Annotated in this window: 17 protein-coding genes; 4 read left to right on the forward strand and 13 right to left on the reverse strand. The window is 71.8% G+C overall.

All coding sequences use genetic code 11. The features are described 5' to 3' along the window. Positions 1-13: 13 nt before the first annotated feature. The 3 genes from AC1DZA_RS17705 to AC1DZA_RS17715 all read left to right on the forward strand — a co-directional run bounded on the left by AC1DZA_RS17705 (position 14) and on the right by AC1DZA_RS17715 (position 1,331). Positions 14-334 (forward strand): ArsR/SmtB family transcription factor, encoded by a 321-nt coding sequence (locus AC1DZA_RS17705; protein WP_476761006.1) that lies wholly within the window; start codon positions 14-16, stop codon positions 332-334. Continuing rightward, a complete protein-coding gene (locus AC1DZA_RS17710) occupies positions 331-768 on the forward strand; it encodes an SRPBCC domain-containing protein (protein ID WP_476761007.1) in 438 nt (145 codons plus the stop codon). The genes AC1DZA_RS17705 and AC1DZA_RS17710 overlap by 4 nt, the downstream gene beginning before the upstream one ends. A 71-nt stretch (positions 769-839) precedes the next feature. Next, complete coding sequence (locus AC1DZA_RS17715) at positions 840-1,331, forward strand: MarR family winged helix-turn-helix transcriptional regulator (protein ID WP_309980052.1); 492 nt, start codon at positions 840-842, stop codon at positions 1,329-1,331. Positions 1,332-1,385: 54 nt separating this feature from the next. Here the strand turns inward: AC1DZA_RS17715 and AC1DZA_RS17720 are convergent, their stop codons facing one another. The 13 genes from AC1DZA_RS17720 to AC1DZA_RS17780 all read right to left on the reverse strand — a co-directional run bounded on the left by AC1DZA_RS17720 (position 1,386) and on the right by AC1DZA_RS17780 (position 14,994). After that, positions 1,386-2,045, reverse strand: coding sequence for a methionine ABC transporter permease (locus AC1DZA_RS17720; RefSeq protein WP_476761008.1), 660 nt, complete (start codon positions 2,043-2,045; stop codon positions 1,386-1,388). After that, a complete protein-coding gene (locus AC1DZA_RS17725; protein WP_476761009.1) occupies positions 2,045-3,073 on the reverse strand; it encodes a methionine ABC transporter ATP-binding protein in 1,029 nt (342 codons plus the stop codon). The genes AC1DZA_RS17720 and AC1DZA_RS17725 overlap by 1 nt, the downstream gene beginning before the upstream one ends. A gap of 94 nt (positions 3,074-3,167) precedes the next feature. Then, the gene (locus AC1DZA_RS17730) at positions 3,168-4,061 is read right to left on the reverse strand and encodes a MetQ/NlpA family ABC transporter substrate-binding protein (protein WP_476761010.1); all 894 of its coding nucleotides are present in this window, start codon (positions 4,059-4,061) and stop codon (positions 3,168-3,170) included. Between the two features lie 220 nt (positions 4,062-4,281). Continuing rightward, on the reverse strand, positions 4,282-6,171 hold the full coding sequence (locus AC1DZA_RS17735) for an ABC-F family ATP-binding cassette domain-containing protein (RefSeq protein ID WP_476773740.1): 1,890 nt from the start codon (positions 6,169-6,171) through the stop codon (positions 4,282-4,284). 213 nt (positions 6,172-6,384) lie between these two features. Next, complete coding sequence (locus tag AC1DZA_RS17740; RefSeq protein ID WP_476773741.1) at positions 6,385-7,137, reverse strand: endonuclease domain-containing protein; 753 nt, start codon at positions 7,135-7,137, stop codon at positions 6,385-6,387. 390 nt (positions 7,138-7,527) lie between these two features. Further along, positions 7,528-8,460: a 4-(cytidine 5'-diphospho)-2-C-methyl-D-erythritol kinase gene (locus AC1DZA_RS17745; RefSeq protein WP_309980062.1), complete on the reverse strand. Its 933-nt coding sequence runs from the start codon at positions 8,458-8,460 to the stop codon at positions 7,528-7,530. A gap of 37 nt (positions 8,461-8,497) precedes the next feature. Then, the gene (locus tag AC1DZA_RS17750; protein WP_476773742.1) at positions 8,498-9,037 is read right to left on the reverse strand and encodes a hypothetical protein; all 540 of its coding nucleotides are present in this window, start codon (positions 9,035-9,037) and stop codon (positions 8,498-8,500) included. A gap of 105 nt (positions 9,038-9,142) precedes the next feature. Next, positions 9,143-10,036, reverse strand: coding sequence for a 16S rRNA (adenine(1518)-N(6)/adenine(1519)-N(6))-dimethyltransferase RsmA (gene rsmA / locus AC1DZA_RS17755; RefSeq protein ID WP_476773743.1), 894 nt, complete (start codon positions 10,034-10,036; stop codon positions 9,143-9,145). After that, positions 10,033-10,917: a TatD family hydrolase gene (locus AC1DZA_RS17760; protein WP_476773770.1), complete on the reverse strand. Its 885-nt coding sequence runs from the start codon at positions 10,915-10,917 to the stop codon at positions 10,033-10,035. The genes rsmA and AC1DZA_RS17760 overlap by 4 nt, the downstream gene beginning before the upstream one ends. A 73-nt stretch (positions 10,918-10,990) precedes the next feature. Next, positions 10,991-12,550 (reverse strand): methionine--tRNA ligase, encoded by a 1,560-nt coding sequence (metG, locus tag AC1DZA_RS17765; RefSeq protein ID WP_476773744.1) that lies wholly within the window; start codon positions 12,548-12,550, stop codon positions 10,991-10,993. Between the two features lie 75 nt (positions 12,551-12,625). Then, positions 12,626-13,705 (reverse strand): NADP-dependent oxidoreductase, encoded by a 1,080-nt coding sequence (locus AC1DZA_RS17770; protein ID WP_476773745.1) that lies wholly within the window; start codon positions 13,703-13,705, stop codon positions 12,626-12,628. Between the two features lie 88 nt (positions 13,706-13,793). Next, on the reverse strand, positions 13,794-14,618 hold the full coding sequence (gene rsmI / locus AC1DZA_RS17775; protein WP_476763318.1) for a 16S rRNA (cytidine(1402)-2'-O)-methyltransferase: 825 nt from the start codon (positions 14,616-14,618) through the stop codon (positions 13,794-13,796). Positions 14,619-14,664: 46 nt separating this feature from the next. Next, entirely contained in the window at positions 14,665-14,994 is a 330-nt protein-coding gene (locus AC1DZA_RS17780; protein WP_476773746.1) for a hypothetical protein, read from the reverse strand. A 90-nt stretch (positions 14,995-15,084) separates the two neighbouring features. On the opposite strand from AC1DZA_RS17780, the gene AC1DZA_RS17785 reads away from it, so the two are divergent. After that, positions 15,085-16,776: a dolichyl-phosphate-mannose--protein mannosyltransferase gene (locus tag AC1DZA_RS17785; RefSeq protein WP_476773747.1), complete on the forward strand. Its 1,692-nt coding sequence runs from the start codon at positions 15,085-15,087 to the stop codon at positions 16,774-16,776. Positions 16,777-16,790: the final 14 nt, after the last annotated feature.

Below are 16,790 nucleotides of genomic sequence, written 5' to 3' on the forward strand. Positions count from 1 at the left end.
TATCCTGATCGTGATGGACGACGACGACGCGGTGTTCAAGGCCCTCGCGGATCCCACGAGGCGACGACTGCTCGACCACCTGTTCGAGCACGACGGCGCCCGCCTCGCCGACCTCGAGGCGCTCGCCGACATGACGCGCTTCGGCGTGATGAAGCACCTGCGCGTGCTCGAGGACGTGGGCCTGGTCACCGCCCGGCGTTCCGGCCGCGAGAAGCTGCACTTCCTGAACGTCGCGCCCATCCGACTCATCCACGACCGCTGGATCGACAAGTACCGGGTCGGCCCGGCGTCGGCGCTCGTCGACCTCAAACGAGAACTGGAGCAACGACCATGACGACGACGCAGGTCTACCACGTCTACATCCGCGCGACCGCCGAGGAGATCTGGGCCGCGATCACCCGGCCCGAGCTGACCGTGCAGTACTTCCACCGCGTGACGATCGAGATCACGCCCGAGCGCCGCTCGCACATCGGGCCGCGCGGGGAGGACTGGGAGCCCGACGCCGTGCTCGAGTTCGACCCGCCGCGTCGGCTCGTGCACGAGTGGCGGTCACACTACGAGGCCGAGATGGCCGCCGAGCCGGTCAGCCGGGTCACCTGGGAGATCGAGCCGCAGGACGGCGGCACGTGCCTCGTCACGCTCACCCACGATCGTCTCGAGGGCTCGCCGAAGACGGCGGAGGGCGTGTCGGGCGCCGGGTGGATGTTCGTCCTGAGCTCGATGAAGTCGCTGCTCGAGACCGGCGAGGCGCTTCCGCCCACGGGCTGACCTGCACACAGCCGAGTCCGCAGGATGCTCCGGCGCGCCGGCCGCCCCCGGCGCGGCGGGATAATGGCGGCATGACGGATGCTGACGAGGTCGACCGGATCGTGGGCGACTGGGAGCGCGAGCGACCCGACCTCGACTTCGCGCCGCTGCAGGTGCTCTCTCGCGTCGCTCGGCTCTCGAAGCACCTCGACCGCGCGCGGCGGCAGGCGTTCGCGAGGTCCGAGCTCGAGGCATCCGAGTTCGACGTGCTCTCGGCACTGCGCCGCGCCGGCTCGCCCTACCGGCTCTCCCCCAAGCAGCTGCTGCAGCAGACGCTCGTCTCGAGCGGCACCATGACCAACCGCATCGACCGGCTCGTCGAGCGCGGGCTCGTCAGCCGCCAGACCGACCCCAACGACGGCCGCGGCATCCTCGTCGAGATGAGCCCCGCCGGCCTCACCCGGGTGGATGCCGCGATCACCCGCCTCGTCGACGCCGAGGCCGAGCTGCTCGACAGCCTGCCCGCCGCCGAGCAGAAGCGGCTCGCCGGGCTGCTGCGCAAGCTCAGCCTCGGCTTCGACTGAGCGGCCCGGAGTGGCCCGGCGCGAGCCCGATGGCGCGGATCGTGCGGCGCCGAGCTACCGCCGCAGCACCTTGCGGGCGAGCCAGTTGCCGAGGAACTGCACGCCCTGCACGAACACGACGATGAGCAGCACCGCCGCCCACGTGATGACCGGCTCGAACTGCCGGTAGCCGTAGACCTGGGCGAACGTGCCGAGGCCGCCGCCGCCGATGAGGCCGGCGACCGCCGTCATGTCCACGATGGCGACGAGCACGAACGTGTACCCGAGGATGAGCGGCCCGAGCGCCTCGGGCACGACGACGGTGCCGAGGATCCGCAGCGGACTTGCGCCCATCGACCGCGCGGCCTCGATGACGCCGGGCGACACGGTGAGGAGGTTCTGCTCCACGATGCGGGCGATCGCGAACGACGCCGCGAGCGACAGCGCGAAGATCAGCGCGTTGTTGCCGATGCCCGTGCCGATCACGAGTCGTGAGAGCGGCTGCACGGCCGCGATGAAGATGATGAACGGGATCGGGCGGAAGAAGTTGATGACGACGTTCACGACGTTGTACACCGCGCCGTTGGAGAGCAGGCTCCCCGGACGCGTCGTGTAGAGCACGATGCCGAGCAGGAGGCCGGCCGTGCCGCCGATCAGCAGCGTGAGCCCCACCATGTAGAGCGTCTCGACCGCCGCGGCCCAGAACTCGCCCTGGAGTTCGAACAACCGGTCCATCACGGCACCTCCGTCACGTCGACGCGCTCGGCGATCCGCGCGAGCACCGCGTCGATCGCGGCATCCGCCCCCCTGATGGCGAGGGTGAGGTGGCCGAACGCGCGGCCCTGGATGTCGTTGATGCCGCCGTAGACGAGCTCGAACTCGAGGCCCGCCGCCGCGAGCTCGAGGAACACCGAGGCCTGCGAGACGTCGCCGTCCCGGAACGAGATCGTGACGATGCGGCCCTCGTGGCGCTCGCGCAGCACGTCGAGCTCGGCCGGCGACGGCACGCCCTTTACCACCGTGGACACGAAGCGCCGCGACGACGGGTTCTGCGGGTCCGAGAAGACGTCGAACACGTCGCCGTGCTCGATCACGCGACCCCCGTCCATCACGGCGACCTTCGTGGCGATCGACTGGATGACGTCCATCTCGTGGGTGATCACGATGATCGTCACGCCGAACTCCCGGTTCACGCGCTTGAGCAGGGCGAGCACCTCCTGCGTCGTCTCGGGGTCGAGCGCGCTCGTGGCCTCGTCGGCGAGCAGCAGGCGAGGCGAGGTGGCGAGCGCCCGGGCGATGCCCACGCGCTGCTTCTGCCCGCCCGAGAGCTGGTCGGGGTAGTTCCGCGCCTTGTCGGCCAGGCCGACGAAGTCGAGCAGCTCGGCGACGCGCGCCGCGATCTCGGCCTTCGAGGCGCCCGCGACCTTGAGCGGATAGGCGATGTTCTGCCATACCGTCTTCGCGCCGAACAGGTTGAACTGCTGGAAGATCATGCCGATGCCGAGCCGGATGCCGCGGAGCTCGCGTTCGGGCATGACCGTGAGGTCGCGGCCGTCCACCGTGATGCGGCCCGACGTCGCGGGCTCGAGCGCGTTGACGAGGCGCACGAGCGTGGACTTGCCCGCGCCCGAGTAGCCGATGATGCCGAAGACGTCACCCGCCTCGATGTCGAGGGTCACGTCGTCGACGGCCACGACCTGCGCACCGCCGCGCTCGGCCGGCGGGTACGACTTGCTGACGTTGGTGAGGCTCACGAGAGCCATGGATGCTCCTTCCGGAACGCCGAGACGGGCGGTGGGCTCTCGGCGCCCACCGCCCGCTCGCGTCGCGATCGATCCGTCGAATCGGTCGCGGGCGTCAGCCCTTCGCGGCCTTGGTGTCGGCCTCGACCTTGGCGAGGGAGTCCTTCAGGTCGGACACGGGCGTGGTGACGGGCACCGCCGTGCCACCCGAGGACTCCAGGAGGCCGGCCTGCACGTCGGGGTCGGTCTGGAAGATGTCGACGAGCTTCAGGTAGGTCTCGTTGTCGGCGTCGTCGGCCCGCGCCGCGAAGATGTTCACGTAGGGCAGCGCGTTCGGGTCGCTCGGGTCGTCCTGCGCGATCGCGTCCTCGAAGCTGAGGCCGGCATCGGCGACGAAGTCGTTGTTGATGACGGCGGCCGCGACGTCGGGCAGGGACGTCGGGGTCAGCGACGCCTCGAGGGCCGTCACCTTCACCTTCGACTTCGCCTCGTCGATGTCGGCGAGGTCGGAGAAGATCGAGCCACCGCTCTTGAGCTCGACGAGCCCGGCCGACTGCAGCACGAGCAGCGCGCGGGCCTGGTTCGAGGCGTCGTTCGGCACCGCCACGGTCTCGCCCGCGGGGATGTCCTTCACCGAGTCGTACTTCGTCGAGTAGAGGCCCAGCGGGTAGATCGCGGTCGCACCGATCGGCGTGAGGTCCTCGTCGGCCGACACGTTGTAGTCGGCGAGGTAGACGATGTGCTGGAACTGGTTGAGGTCGAGCTCGCCCTCGGTCAGCGCCGGGTTGGGCTGGGCGTAGTCGGCGAAGTCGACGAGTTCGATGTCGATGCCGGCCTCGGCCGCGGCATCCTCGAAGGCCGCCCACTGCGGGTCGGCCTTGCCGACGACGCCGATCTTCACGACGTCGTCGCCGTTCTCGCCGGCGGCGGGCGTGGCGCAGGCGGCGAGCGCGGCCACGAGCGGCAGGGTCGCCAGGGCGGCGAGGAGCTTGGTTGTGGTGCGTGACATTCCGGTGATTCCCTTTCGCGTGGGCGCGCCGCGATCAGGTGCTGATGGCATGGAGCTGGCATGGCTCCGCCACGGTTCGTGTCGGTGGGGGCGTCGATGCCGCGAACGCGGGCGCATCTCCACGTTAGGCGAAGTATCTTCGAGCGTATGACCACGTGGTCATGATCCGTCACAGTCCCTGCGACACCGACCCGAGAAGTCGACGGATGCTTCGAGCCCGTCAGGCCTCGAGCGCCTCCGAGACCTCGAGCCACCGCGTCTCGAGCTCGGACACCGTCGACTCGAGCGCGCCCAGCTCGTCGCCGAGCACGCCGAGCCCCACGTAGTCGCCCTGGTCGTGCTGCGCCAGCCTCTCGTGCAGCGCGGCGATCTGCGCCTGCAGCTTCTCGAGCCGCCGGTCGATCGACGAGCGCTCCTTCTCGGCGGTGCGTCGCTCCGCTCCGGTTAGGGCTGCGGATGCCGCCACGGCAGGCCGTACGTCACGAGCGGCATCCGACTCGCCGGCACCACCCGCGGCGACGGGACGCGTCGTGTCGGACGCCGCACCCGTGCCGCCCGCGGCATCCGTCGCCCGGCGCAGCTCGAGGTACTGGTCGACGCCGCGCGGCAGGTCGCGCAGGTGCCCGTCGAGGATCGCGAACTGCCGGTCGGTGACGCGCTCGATGAGGTAGCGGTCGTGGCTCACGACGAGGAGCGTGCCGGGCCACGAGTCGAGGAGGTCCTCGATGGCGGCGAGCATGTCGGTGTCGAGGTCGTTCGTCGGCTCGTCGAGGATGAGCACGTTCGGCTCGCTGAGGAGGATGAGCAGCAGCTGCAGCCGCCGCTTCTGGCCGCCCGAAAGGTTCTTCACGGGAGTCGAGAGCTGGGCGTTCGAGAAGCCGAGCCGTTCGAGCAGCTGCCCGGGCGTGAGCTCGACGGCCTTCGAGCCCTCGCCGATCCTGTACGCCGTGCGCTGTTCGGCGACCACCGCGCTGACCCGCTGGTCGGCCCACTCGGTGAGCTCCGACAGCTCCTGGCTGAGGGTGGCGATGCGCACGGTCGTGCCGCGCTTCACCCGTCCGGTGGTGGGCTGCACCGCCCCCGTCACGAGTCCGAGCAGCGTCGACTTGCCGGCGCCGTTCACGCCCAGGATGCCGGTGCGCTCGCCCGGGGCGATGCGCCACTCGAGCTCGTGCAGCACGGTCTTCGTCGTGGGCGCGCCCGGCGCGGCATCCGGAACTGGATACACGACCGACACGTCGAGCAGGTCGACGACGTCCTTGCCGAGCCTCGACACCGCGAGGCGGTTCAGCTCGACCGGGTTGCGCACGGGCGGCTCGTTCTCGATGAGCTCGTTCGCCGCGTCGATGCGGAACTTCGGCTTCGACGTGCGCGCCGGCGCGCCCCGGCGCAGCCACGCGAGCTCCTTGCGCATGAGGTTCTGCCGCTTCGCCTCGGATGCCGCGGCCATGCGGTCGCGCTCCACGCGCTGGAGCACGTACGCCGCGTATCCGCCCTCGAACGGCTCGACGATCCCGTCGTGCACCTCCCACGTGTCGGTGCACACCTCGTCGAGGAACCACCGGTCGTGCGTCACGACGACGAGCGCACCGGCATCCGTCGACCAGCGGCGCTTCAGGTGCCCGGCGAGCCAGGCGATGCCCTCGACGTCGAGGTGGTTGGTGGGCTCGTCGAGGAACACCACGTCCCAGTCGCCCACGAGCAGCGCCGCGAGGCCCACGCGCCGCCGCTGGCCGCCCGAGAGGCTGCCGACCTGCGCGTGCCACGGGACATCCGCCAGCAGGCCGCCGATGACATCGCGCACCTTGGGGTCGCCCGCCCAGACGTGCTCGTCGATGCCGCCGACGACCGCCTCGGCGACCGTGTGCCCCGGGTCGACGACGTCGGCCTGGTCGAGCATGCCGATCCGGATGCCGCGGCGGCGCGTCACCCGTCCGGCGTCGGGCTCGATCCGCCCCGCGAGCAGCTTGAGCAGCGTGGACTTGCCGTCGCCGTTGCGGCCCACGACGCCGATGCGGTCGCCCTCGTCGATGCCGAGGGTGACCTCGTCGAAGACGGTGCGCGTGGGGAACTCGAGGTGCAGGCGCTCGGCGCCGAGGAGGTGTGCCATGTCTGGCTCCACCCTACTTGCCCGCCCCGCGGCGCCCTCCCCGCTGCCGCCCTCCCTCCCCGTGCCACCCTCCTGCCCGCCCCCCACCTCGTCGAAACCTTGTGTTCGGTGCACCTGACGGTCGTTGCTGCACGGAACACAAGGTTTCGACGCGCGGGGCGGACCCGATGGGCACGCGCGGGTCGGACGCGATGCGCACGCGCGGGCGCCGAATCAGGGCGTCCAGCCGCGCATTCGGAGACGAGACTCGATTCGCGCCAGCGTCTCGGCGACGCGGCGCGGACGATCCGGCGAGATGTCGTCGGAGGTCAGTCGAACGATCGTCCAGCCCAGGTCCTCGAGGCGTTCCCGGCGCAGGATGTCGGCTCGGAATCGCCCCTTCTCCCGATGACCGTCTCCTTCGTACTCGACGCCGACGCGGTGCTTCGGGTACGCCATGTCGACCAACGCGAGCAACGTCCCCATCTCGTCGAAGACGGGATGATTCAGCTCGGGTTCGGGAAGCCCGGAGCGCACGATGAGGAGTCGGGTGAGCGTCTCACGCGGGGAGAGCGATCCGACTCGGATCTCGCCCAGCGCGGCTCGCAGCGTCCTCACCCCGCGGCCCCGGCCCTGTCGAACGGCGCTTTCGCGGAGTGACTGCACGGTGGCGAGGGCGGGTGCGCCGCCCCGCGGAGCTTCGCCAGTCACCAGGTAGTCGCCGGCGACGATCATGTCGTCGAGTTCGAGCATCCCGCCGAGGAGCGCGAAGGTCGTCTCTGCACTCGTCAGCGCGAGCCCGCCGAGGCTCGTGACGTCGATCCGGTCGGGCGCGAGGGTGTGCCCGACGACACCGCGCGCACGGGGCGGCTGCCCGCCGAGTCGAACCGACACGTGGACGCGCGCGGACCCCGCGATGGATGCCGGCAGCGGCACTCCGAGGATCGCCGCAGCCGTCGAATGGCTGAAGAACTGCGTGGGGGGCATCCGTCTGGCGTACGCCTTGGCCAGTGCGACCTGATCCCGCGGGTCGACGGCTGGAAGGTAGATGCCCCGAAACGGTCGGTCGACCTCGGCGCCGGCGAGCCGTCGTGCGCCGACCCCGGCGCGTCTCGCCTCTGCCCAAGTGAACGCCTCCGCAGCCGTCAGCCGTGGAGGAAGGTCTCGTTGTCGACGCATCGGCTCAGCCTGCCCGTCTCGGCGGAGGCACTCGATCCACTCTCCACAGCGTCTATGACGCGTTGAGACCTTGTGTTCTGTGCGCCCTCTGACGGATGCCGCACCGAACACAAGGTTTCAACGCACGGGGGGGGGCGAGGCGGGCGCGGCGCGAGGGCGAGGGCGAGGGTGGGGTAGGGAGGGCGAGGGTGGGGCGGGTCAGGCGTGCATGACCCGGGCGCCGTGGACGGCGCCGTGCACGTGCACCGCATTCAGGCGCGACGCGGAGAGGGCGATCTGCAGCTCGAGCGCCGAGTCGGCGTCCTCGGCGAGGAACGCGACGGTCGGCCCGGAGCCCGACACGATGCCGGCGAGCGCGCCGTGCGTCTCGCCGAGCTCGAGGATCCCGCCCAGCCCGGGCGCGAGGCCGAGCGCGGCGGGTTGCAGGTCGTTGTGCAGCGCGTCGGCGAGGAGTCGCGCGTCCCCGGCGCGCAGCGCCTGCAGCACGGCGGCATCCACTCGCGGCGTCGACGACACCGGCCCGAGCGCCGGGTCCGCCTCGCGGCGCCGGTCGAGCTCGCGGTACACACCGGGGGTCGAGAGCCCGAACTCGGCCACCGCCAGCACCCAGTGGAACGATCCGGTGGCGAGCGCCGGGCTGAGCCGGTCCCCGCGTCCGGTGCCGATCGCCGTGCCGCCCGTGAGCGCGAACGGCACGTCCGCGCCGAGCTTCGCCGCGAGGGCGTGCAACTCCTCCTTGCTGAGCGCGGTGCCCCACATGGCGTCGCAGGCCACGAGGGTTGCTGCGGCATCCGCGGACCCGCCGCCCATGCCGCCCGCGATGGGCACGTGCTTGTCGATCTCGAGGTGCACGCCGCCGGGCACGCCGGCGGTGCGGGCGAGCAGCTTCGCGGCCTTGATCGCGAGGTTCGAGGCGTCGGCCGGCAGCCCCGAGGTATCGATCGAGCCGCCGAACTCGACGCTGAACTCGTCGTCGGGCCACGCCCGCACGTCCTCGTAGAGCGACACCGCCTGGTAGGCGGTGGCGACGTCGTGGTAGCCGTCGGGCTGCACCTCGCCGACGCGCATGAAGAGGTTGATCTTGCCGGGCGCCCGCACGTGCACTGCCTCGTCGGTCGCCGCGATCGTCATGTTTCCACGCTAGCCCACGGCTCGGCGGCGGCCCGGGTCATCCGACCGCCTGCAGCCACTCGCGCATGCGCGCCTTCACCTCGGCCAGTCGCGACCCGTCGGGCATGCGGCCCCAGGTGAGGCCGATCGACGAGCGACCGTCGTCGACCGGGCTCGCCGAGGCGAGCACGAACTCGCCGCCGCCGAGCGGGAACCGGGCCGTCGGATGCTTCGCGGTGAGGTTGAGCGCGAGCGGGTCGACGTCGAGCTGCAGCGTGACGATCGCCGCGAGCGCGCGCAGCGCCGCCTCGGTGCCGAGGTCGACGGTGCGGGTCACGCTCGCCTCGAAGGTGCCGTCCTGCCGCTGGCCGGGGCGCCGGATGCCGCGGGCCTGTTCGTACGCGACCGTGAGGCTCTGCGCCCACCACGGGTCGACGTTCTGCTCGCCGACGAGCCACTCCGCGATCTCCCGGTGGCCCCACGCCACGGCGCCGGCCTCGTCGAGGAGGGCGAACCACTCGTCGCGATCCCTGCCCGTCGCTCGACGCACCGCGTCGTCGCCGACCCCCTCGACGTTGCTCCCCACGGGCGTGCCCATGCCTCAACGGTAGTGCGCACCGACGGGGCCGCGGAAGGCGCCGCGCGCGGCAGTGGCGTGACCGCGAGCGGCGCGACGCGCGCGGCGGGCGGCGGGATCGGCCGCCTAGGCTTCGACCGGCGCGGCCGCGGCCCGTGCGATCGCCAGGAAGTCCTCGACCCGCAGCTGCTCGCCGCGCGACTGTGGATCGACGCCGGCGCGTTCGAGCGTCTCGCTGGCCGACGACGAGGAGCCGCCGAGCACGCTCGACAGGGACTGGCGCAGCATCTTGCGGCGCTGCTGGAACGCCGCGTCGACGAGCGCGAACGTCGCCTTGCGTTCCTCCCCGGTGCCGGGCTGCTCGCCGCGGGCGAAGCCGACGAGCACCGAGTCGACGTTGGGCACGGGCCAGAACACCATGCGCGACACCTGGCCGGCGAGCCGCCAGCGCCCCCACCAGGCGGCCTTGGCGCTCGGCGATCCGTAGACCTTCGAGCCGGGCTCGGCGGCGAGCCGGTGTCCGACCTCAGCCTGCACCATGACGATGCCCGACTGCAGCGACGGGATGTGCTCGAGCAGGTGCAGCAGCACGGGCACCGACACGTTGTAGGGCAGGTTGGCGACGAGCCGCACGGGGTCGCCGGGCAGCTCGGTGACACGCAGCGCGTCGGCGTGCACCACGGTGAGCGACGTGCCCGGCTGCATGATCCGCACCGTGTGCGGCAGCTGCTCGGCGAGGCGGCCGTCGATCTCGACGGCGATCACGGATGCCCCGGCCTCGAGCAGCCCGAGCGTCAGCGATCCGAGTCCGGGGCCGATCTCGAGCACGGTCTCGCCGCGTTGCACGCCGGCCGTCAGCACGATCCGCCGCACCGTGTTGGCGTCGTGCACGAAGTTCTGCCCGAGCTTCTTCGTCGGGGTGACGTCGAGCAGTTCGGCGAGATCGCGGATCTCGGAGGGGCCCAGCAGGCGCGGCGTGGGGTCGCCACCGCCATCGGCCTCATGCCGGTGCGCGTTCACGCCGTCGACTCCCGCACGGCCTCATCATGCCACGGGCCGTACACGGCCACCGTGTTCGACGCGATCCGCGCGCACAACTCGTCGAGGTCGTCGCCGAGCACCTCGGCCACGAACCGCACGGTGTGCGGCACGAGGTAGGGCGCGTTCGGGCGTCCGCGCAGCGGCACGGGCGTGAGGTACGGGGCATCCGTCTCGACGAGGATGCGGTCGCGCGGGGCGACGCGCAGCGCCTCGCGCAGGTTCTCGGCGTTCTTGAACGTCACGTTGCCGGCGAATGACAGGTACCAGCCCTCGGATGCCGCGAGCCGGGCGAGCTCCTCGCCCCCGGAGAAGCAGTGGAACACCGTGCGCTCGGGGGCGCCCACGCGGCGGAGCGTCTCGACCACGTCGTCGTGCGCGTCGCGGTCGTGGATCTGGAGGGCGAGCCCGTGCCGCTTCGCGATGTCGATGTGCGCCTCGAACGAGCGGAACTGGGCGCCCCTGCCGTCGTCGCCGGTGCGGAAGAAGTCGAGCCCGGTCTCGCCGATCGCGCGCACGCGCGGGCGGGCGGCGAGCTCGTCGATGACGGCGAGGGCGTCGTCGAGGGTTCCGGATGCCTCGAGCTCGGGCGCCTCGTTCGGGTGAAGGGCCACCGCGGCGAGGAGCCGCGGCTCGCGCTCGGCCACGTCGGCCGACCAGCGGGAGGTCGCGACATCCGTGCCCACCTGCACGGCGCCGACGACGCCGACGGATGCCGCGCGCTCGAGGTGCTCGTGCACCTCGAGCGGCAGCGCGCCGTCGGCGATCTCGAGGTGCGTGTGGTTGTCGTACACGCCCACGGCCAGAGGCTCGGGCGGCGGCGGGTACTCCACGGCGCGCCCGCCGTCGGACCGCGTGCGCAGGTGCTCGGGCGAGGGCGACGGCGACGGCGACGCGCCCGAAGGCGAGGCGTCCGTCACGCGGCGGCTCCCGCCCTCACTCCGAGACCTCGATGCGCGGGAACAGCGCCTCGAGCGGCGCCACCTTCTCGCCGACGGCCCACTCGTGGGCGCGGTCGACGCGCTGCTGCTGGACGGTGCCGGGGGCGCCGAGCGCCGTCCACAGCTTCGCGGTCGCCTCGGGCAGCACCGGCGAGAGCAGGACGGCGAGCGTGCCGAGGCCGTGATAGGCCGTGGCGAGCACCGTCTCGAGGCGCGCGCGCTGGTGCGGGTCCTTCGCGAGGGTCCAGGGCTCCTCCACCGTGAGGTAGCCGTTCAGGGCGTCGACGAGCTCCCACGTGGCCGAGATCGAGTCGTGGATCGCGAGGCGCTCGATGGCCGACCACGCGGCATCCGTCGCCCGCTGCTCGATCGCGGCGATCTCGTGGTCGGCGGCCGAGAGCTCGGACGCCTGCGGCACGACGCCGTCGCAGTACCGGTTGATCATCGCGATGACGCGCGACGCGAGGTTGCCGAAGCCGTTGGCGAGCTCGGCCTGGTAACGCGCCGCGAGGTCCTCCCACGAGAACGATCCGTCCTGGCCGAACGAGATGGCCGAGAGGAAGTAGAACCGGAACGCGTCGGAGCCGAACGTCTCGGTGATCTGCTCGGGGGCGATGCCGGTGAGCTTGGACTTCGACATCTTCTCGCCGCCGACGAGCAGCCACCCGTGGCCGAAGACGCCGCGCGGCACGTCGAGCCCGGCAGCCATGAGCATCGCAGGCCAGATCACCGCGTGGAACCGGAGGATGTCCTTGCCGACGATGTGCTGCGCGGGCCAGCGGCGCGAGAACTCGGCGTCGTCCTGGCCGTAGCCGACCGCGGTGATGTAGTTGAGCAGGGCGTCGAACCACACATAGACCACGTGCGACTCGTCCCACGGCACCTTGACGCCCCAGTCGAACGTCGACCGTGAGATCGACAGGTCGGCGAGCCCCTGCTTCACGAACGAGACGACCTCGTTGCGCGCCGACTCGGGCTGGACGAAGTCGGGACGCTCGTCATAGAGGGCGAGGAGCCGGTCGGCGAACGCGGACATGCGGAAGAAGTAGTTCTTCTCGTGCAGCAGTTCGACGGGCTTCGAGTGGATGGCGCAGACCAGCTGGCCCTCGTACTCTCCCGTGCCCGCCACCAGCTCCGACTGCTGCTTGTACTCCTCGCAGCCGACGCAGTAGTAGCCCTCGTACTCGCCGGTGTAGATGTGGCCGTCGTCGTAGAGCTTCTGCAGGAACTTCTGCACGTTGACCTCGTGCCGCTCCTCGGTGGTGCGGATGAAGTCGTCGTTGGCGATGTCGATGGTCTCGAGCAGCGGCTTCCACGCGTCGGCGACGAGCTTGTCGGCCCACTCCTGCGGCGTCACGCCGTTGGCGGTCGCGGTGCGCAGGATCTTCTGGCCGTGCTCGTCGGTGCCGGTCAGCGACCAGGTGTCCTCACCCGCCTGGCGGTGCCAGCGCGCGAGCACGTCGGCGGCCACCTCCGTGTAGGCGTGCCCGATGTGGGGCACGTCGTTCACGTAGAAAATGGGCGTGGTGATATAGAACGAGGAGGCGTCGGCCATGCGCTCAATCCTATGGGCGAGCGGATGCCGCTGCCGCCGGGTTACGCGCCGGGCGCACGCGTCAGCGCCGCCGCGTCATCGCCTGCCGGTGCGCTCCTCCCGGTGCCGTCGACGCACGCTGCCATCGCCGATGGCGGGCGGCACGGCCTCCTCCACCTCCATGTGCCGATGCGGCGTCGCGACACCGAGGGTGACGTCCTGCTCCTTGAGGTCGGGCTCCTTCACGTGCTGGCCGGGATAGGCGACGACGCGCAGGCCGAGCACGATCTTGCCGGGCGCCTCCCGCTTGTCGAGCGCACGGTAGGCGTCGGCGACGGCGTCGAGCGGGAACACGTCGGCGATGGGCAGCCGGATGCGTCGGGCGGCCGCCAGCGCCGCGACCCGGCCGAGCGCCACCACGTCGCCGGCTGAGGCGCGCACCGCGCTGTGGTCGTCGACGGCGTCCCAGTCGAGCACCGTCAGCACGCGCGACGGCGGGACGCCGAGCGCGCGCGCGGCGGCGGCCTCGCCGCCGAGGAAGTCGAGGAAGGCCGTGACGGGATGCGTGGTGAGTGCGCGAACGCGTTCGGCGAGGCCCGGCCCGTAGCCGGTCGGCAGCACGCCGAACTGGCGCAGGAAGTCGAAGCGGGTCTCGATGCTCGTGCCGATCACGGTTGCGCCGCGCATGCGCGCGAACTGCGCCGCGAGGCATCCGACGCCCCCGGCCGCGGCGGTCACGACGACGGTGTCGTTCGGCGTCAGGCCGAGGCCCTCGACGGCGGTCCACGCGGTCGTGCCCGCCGTGTAGAGCGAACCGGCGACCTCCCACGAGAGCGCCGGCGGACGCGGCAGCAGGTTCGCCTCGGGAACGACCACGTGCGAGGCCTGGGCGCCGTGGTCGACGAACCCCATGACCTCGTCGCCGCGCGTGAAACGTGACGCGTCGGGGCCGGTCGCGATGACGACGCCGGCGAGGTCGCGGCCCTGTCGCGCGGGCAGTCGCACGGGCCATCGCTCGGGATGGTCGCCGCGCCGGATCGCGCTCTCGACGGGGTTCAGCCCGGCCGCGAACACCTCGACGAGCACCTCGCCCTCGCCCGGCTCGGGAACGGGCACCTCGACGACCTCGAGCACCTCGGGGCCGCCGTGATCGGAGAACCTGACCTCGTGCGCCATGTCGCACCTCCACCGTTGTGCGGTGGCCCTATTCTCCCCCACTTCGGGGGGCAGCGGTGGAAATGTTCCGCCGCCGCCCGCCGCCCGCTCAGCGAGTGCTGCGCGCCGCGAGCGCGGCCTCGTACAGGTCGCGCTTGCCGAGGCCGCTCTCGGCGGCGACGAGCGCGACCGCGTCCTTCAGTCGGGTTCCGGATGCCGCGAGCCCGAGCACCCGGTCGAGGGCCGTCGCGGCATCCGCCTGCTGCTCGGCCGCTCCCCCGACCACGATGCAGATCTCGCCCCGGACGCCCTGCGCCGCCCACTCGGCGAGCTCCGCGAGGCCGCCGCGGCGGACCTCCTCGTGGAGCTTGGTGAGCTCCCGGCAGACCGCGGCCGGCCGGCCGGCGCCGAACGCCTCGGCGAGCGCCTCGAGGCTCGCGGCGAGCCGCGACGGCCCCTCGAAGAAGACGAGCGTGCGCCGGTCGCCCGCCAGCTCGGCGAGACGTCGCGACCGATCGCCGGCCTTGCGCGGCAGGAAGCCCTCGAACGCGAACCGGTCGGTGGGCAGGCCCGACACGGCGAGCGCGGTCACCACCGCCGACGGGCCCGGGATCGCCGTGACCTCGACGCCCGCGGCCGCGGCGGCGGCCACGAGCGGGAATCCCGGGTCGGACACGGTCGGCATGCCCGCGTCGCTCAGCACGAGCAGGTCGGCGTCGCGGGCGAGCTCGACCAGCTCGGCCGCCTTCTGCCGCTCGTTGTGCTCGTGCAGCGCGATGAGGCGGGGCCGGTTGGCGATGGCGAGCCCCGCGAGCAGGCGCTGGGTGACCCGCGTGTCCTCGGACGCCACGACCGTGGCCCGCTCGAGGGCGTCCTTGAGCCGCGCCGAGGCGTCGCCGAGGTTGCCGATGGGCGTCGCCGCGAGGATGATCATGCCCCCAGTGTCTCGCACGGCGACGTGCGCGGGCGGCGCGATGCGCTCACGCCTCGTCGGCGAGCGTGCCCTCGTCGGCGAGCGTGCCCTCGTCGGCGAGCGTACCCTCCTCGGCGGCGACGAGGGCGTCGATCGCCGCGAAGAAGGCGGCGACGCCCGGGAGGTTCGCTCCCTTCGCCCGCGACGCGGCGAGGTGCTCGGGCGCCCGCCAGGTGACGACGTCGAGCCACTCGTCGCCGGGCAGGCGGACGAGGCGCGCCTCGAGGAAGCCCTCACGGTCGGCGGCGAAGTCGGCGAGCATGCCCGGCCGCGCGGCGAGGAGCGCGGATTCGCGGTCGGGACGCACCCGGAACCGCGTGAGCTCGATCGTGGTCATCTCGTCGATTCCTCCTCGGCGTTCGGCGCTGCCGACGCTACCGCCCGCCACCGTCATCGCCGGCGGTCGCGCGCGATTACTCTGGGGCGCATGGGTGTTGAGACCGGCGCCGCGGACGCGCGCGCTTCACAGGCGCGCGAGCCCGGCGACGCGGCATCCGACGACGCCGTGACGGCCGACGAACCCGAACACCCCGACGACGAGCCGTTCGTCGAGGCGCGCGGCACCCGGCTCGACGCCTGGTGGGGACGCATGCTCTCCACGCCGCGGCGGCAGCAGCTCTGGTACTGGGGCGGCCCGCTGGTGGTGACCCTCCTCGCCGCGGTGCTGCGATTCTGGAACCTCGGCCATCCGCAGGCGATCATCTTCGACGAGACGTACTACGTGAAGGACGCGTGGACGCTGCTGCACCACGGGTACGAGTCGACGTGGCCCGAGGGGGCCGACGAGGACTTCGCGCGCGGCGACACCGACATCTTCCTCGACGAGCCCAACTACGTCGTGCACCCGCCGCTCGGCAAGTGGATGATCGCGCTCGGCATGGCCGCGTTCGGCGCCGACAGCGCGTTCTGGTGGCGCGCGAGCACCGCGCTCGCCGGCACCGTCGCGGTGTTCGTGCTCGCGCTCGTCGCGCGGCGGCTGTGGCCGTCGACGATCGTCGCCGTGATCGCGGCGTTCCTCTTCGCGGTCGACGGCAACGCCATCGTGATGTCCCGGGTGGCCCTGCTCGACAACTGGGTGATGCTCTTCGCACTCCTCGGCTTCTGGTTCGTGCTCATCGATCGCGACCGGTCGAAGCAGGAGCTGGAGCGCCGGCTCGAGCTCGCGCGGGCCGACGGCCGTGATCCGCACTACGGTCCGGCGATCTGGGCACGACCGTGGGTGTTCGCCGCGGGTGCCGCGTTCGGTGCGACCTGCGCCGTGAAGTGGTCGGGCCTCTGGTTCCTCGCCGCGTTCGGCGTCTACCTCGTCATCGTCGACGCGCTCGCCCGACGGCGCGCAGGGGTGCCGTTCTGGCTGACCGGCGCCGTGCTCAAGCAGGGACCGGTGACGTTCCTCCTCTACGTGCCCGTCGCGGCGATCGTCTACCTCGCCTCCTGGACGGGCTGGCTCGTCACCGACGGCGGCTACTACCGGCACTGGGCCGACGACCTCCAGAACCGCGCGACCGGCTTCTTCTCGTGGGTGCCGCCGGTGTTCCAGAGCCTGTGGCACTACCACCAGTCCGCGTACACCTACCACCTCGGCGTCCACGCCGACCATCCCTCGCAGTCGAGCCCGCTCACGTGGCTGTTCATGTTCAAGCCCACGAACATGTACTTCGCCGACACGAAGGACGGCTCGGGCGGATGCGGCGCCGACACCTGCTGGTCGTCGATCATCGGGATCGGCAACCCGCTCATCTGGTGGGCCGCGGCGCTCGCGTGCTTCTACCTCGTGTACCGGCTCGTGCGGTACCGCGAGTGGCAGGTGGGGGCGATCCTGCTCGGCCTGGCCGCAGGGTACCTCCCCTGGCTCATGTACCTCGACCGCACGGTGTTCCAGTTCTACTCGATCGCCTTCCAGCCCTACACGATGCTGGCCCTGACGGCGGTGATCGCCCTCATCCTGGGCCGCCGCGACGACGTGCGATGGCGACGGGAACGCGGCATCGCCACGGTGGCGATCTTCCTCGGGTTCGTCGTGCTCGTCTCGGCGTTCTACTACCCGATCTGGACCGCGGTCCCGGTCACGCCCGAGTTCCGGCAGCTGCACTTCTGGGCGCCGAGCTGGGCCACGTGAGCCCCGCGGGGCCG

The sequence above is a fragment of the Agromyces sp. P2_B3 genome (assembly GCF_056404815.1).

Coding starts and splice junctions, on each gene's coding strand:
- AC1DZA_RS17705 (WP_476761006.1), top strand. CDS start 14: ATGGACGACGACGACGCGGTGTTCAAGGCCCTCGCGGATCCCACGAGG.
- AC1DZA_RS17710 (WP_476761007.1), top strand. CDS start 331: ATGACGACGACGCAGGTCTACCACGTCTACATCCGCGCGACCGCCGAG.
- AC1DZA_RS17715 (WP_309980052.1), top strand. CDS start 840: ATGACGGATGCTGACGAGGTCGACCGGATCGTGGGCGACTGGGAGCGC.
- AC1DZA_RS17720 (WP_476761008.1), bottom strand. CDS start 2,045: ATGGACCGGTTGTTCGAACTCCAGGGCGAGTTCTGGGCCGCGGCGGTC.
- AC1DZA_RS17725 (WP_476761009.1), bottom strand. CDS start 3,073: ATGGCTCTCGTGAGCCTCACCAACGTCAGCAAGTCGTACCCGCCGGCC.
- AC1DZA_RS17730 (WP_476761010.1), bottom strand. CDS start 4,061: ATGTCACGCACCACAACCAAGCTCCTCGCCGCCCTGGCGACCCTGCCG.
- AC1DZA_RS17735 (WP_476773740.1), bottom strand. CDS start 6,171: ATGGCACACCTCCTCGGCGCCGAGCGCCTGCACCTCGAGTTCCCCACG.
- AC1DZA_RS17740 (WP_476773741.1), bottom strand. CDS start 7,137: ATGCCCCCCACGCAGTTCTTCAGCCATTCGACGGCTGCGGCGATCCTC.
- AC1DZA_RS17745 (WP_309980062.1), bottom strand. CDS start 8,460: ATGACGATCGCGGCGACCGACGAGGCAGTGCACGTGCGGGCGCCCGGC.
- AC1DZA_RS17750 (WP_476773742.1), bottom strand. CDS start 9,037: ATGGGCACGCCCGTGGGGAGCAACGTCGAGGGGGTCGGCGACGACGCG.
- metG (WP_476773744.1), bottom strand. CDS start 12,550: ATGGCCGACGCCTCCTCGTTCTATATCACCACGCCCATTTTCTACGTG.
- AC1DZA_RS17770 (WP_476773745.1), bottom strand. CDS start 13,705: ATGGCGCACGAGGTCAGGTTCTCCGATCACGGCGGCCCCGAGGTGCTC.
- rsmI (WP_476763318.1), bottom strand. CDS start 14,618: ATGATCATCCTCGCGGCGACGCCCATCGGCAACCTCGGCGACGCCTCG.
- AC1DZA_RS17780 (WP_476773746.1), bottom strand. CDS start 14,994: ATGACCACGATCGAGCTCACGCGGTTCCGGGTGCGTCCCGACCGCGAA.
- AC1DZA_RS17785 (WP_476773747.1), top strand. CDS start 15,085: ATGGGTGTTGAGACCGGCGCCGCGGACGCGCGCGCTTCACAGGCGCGC.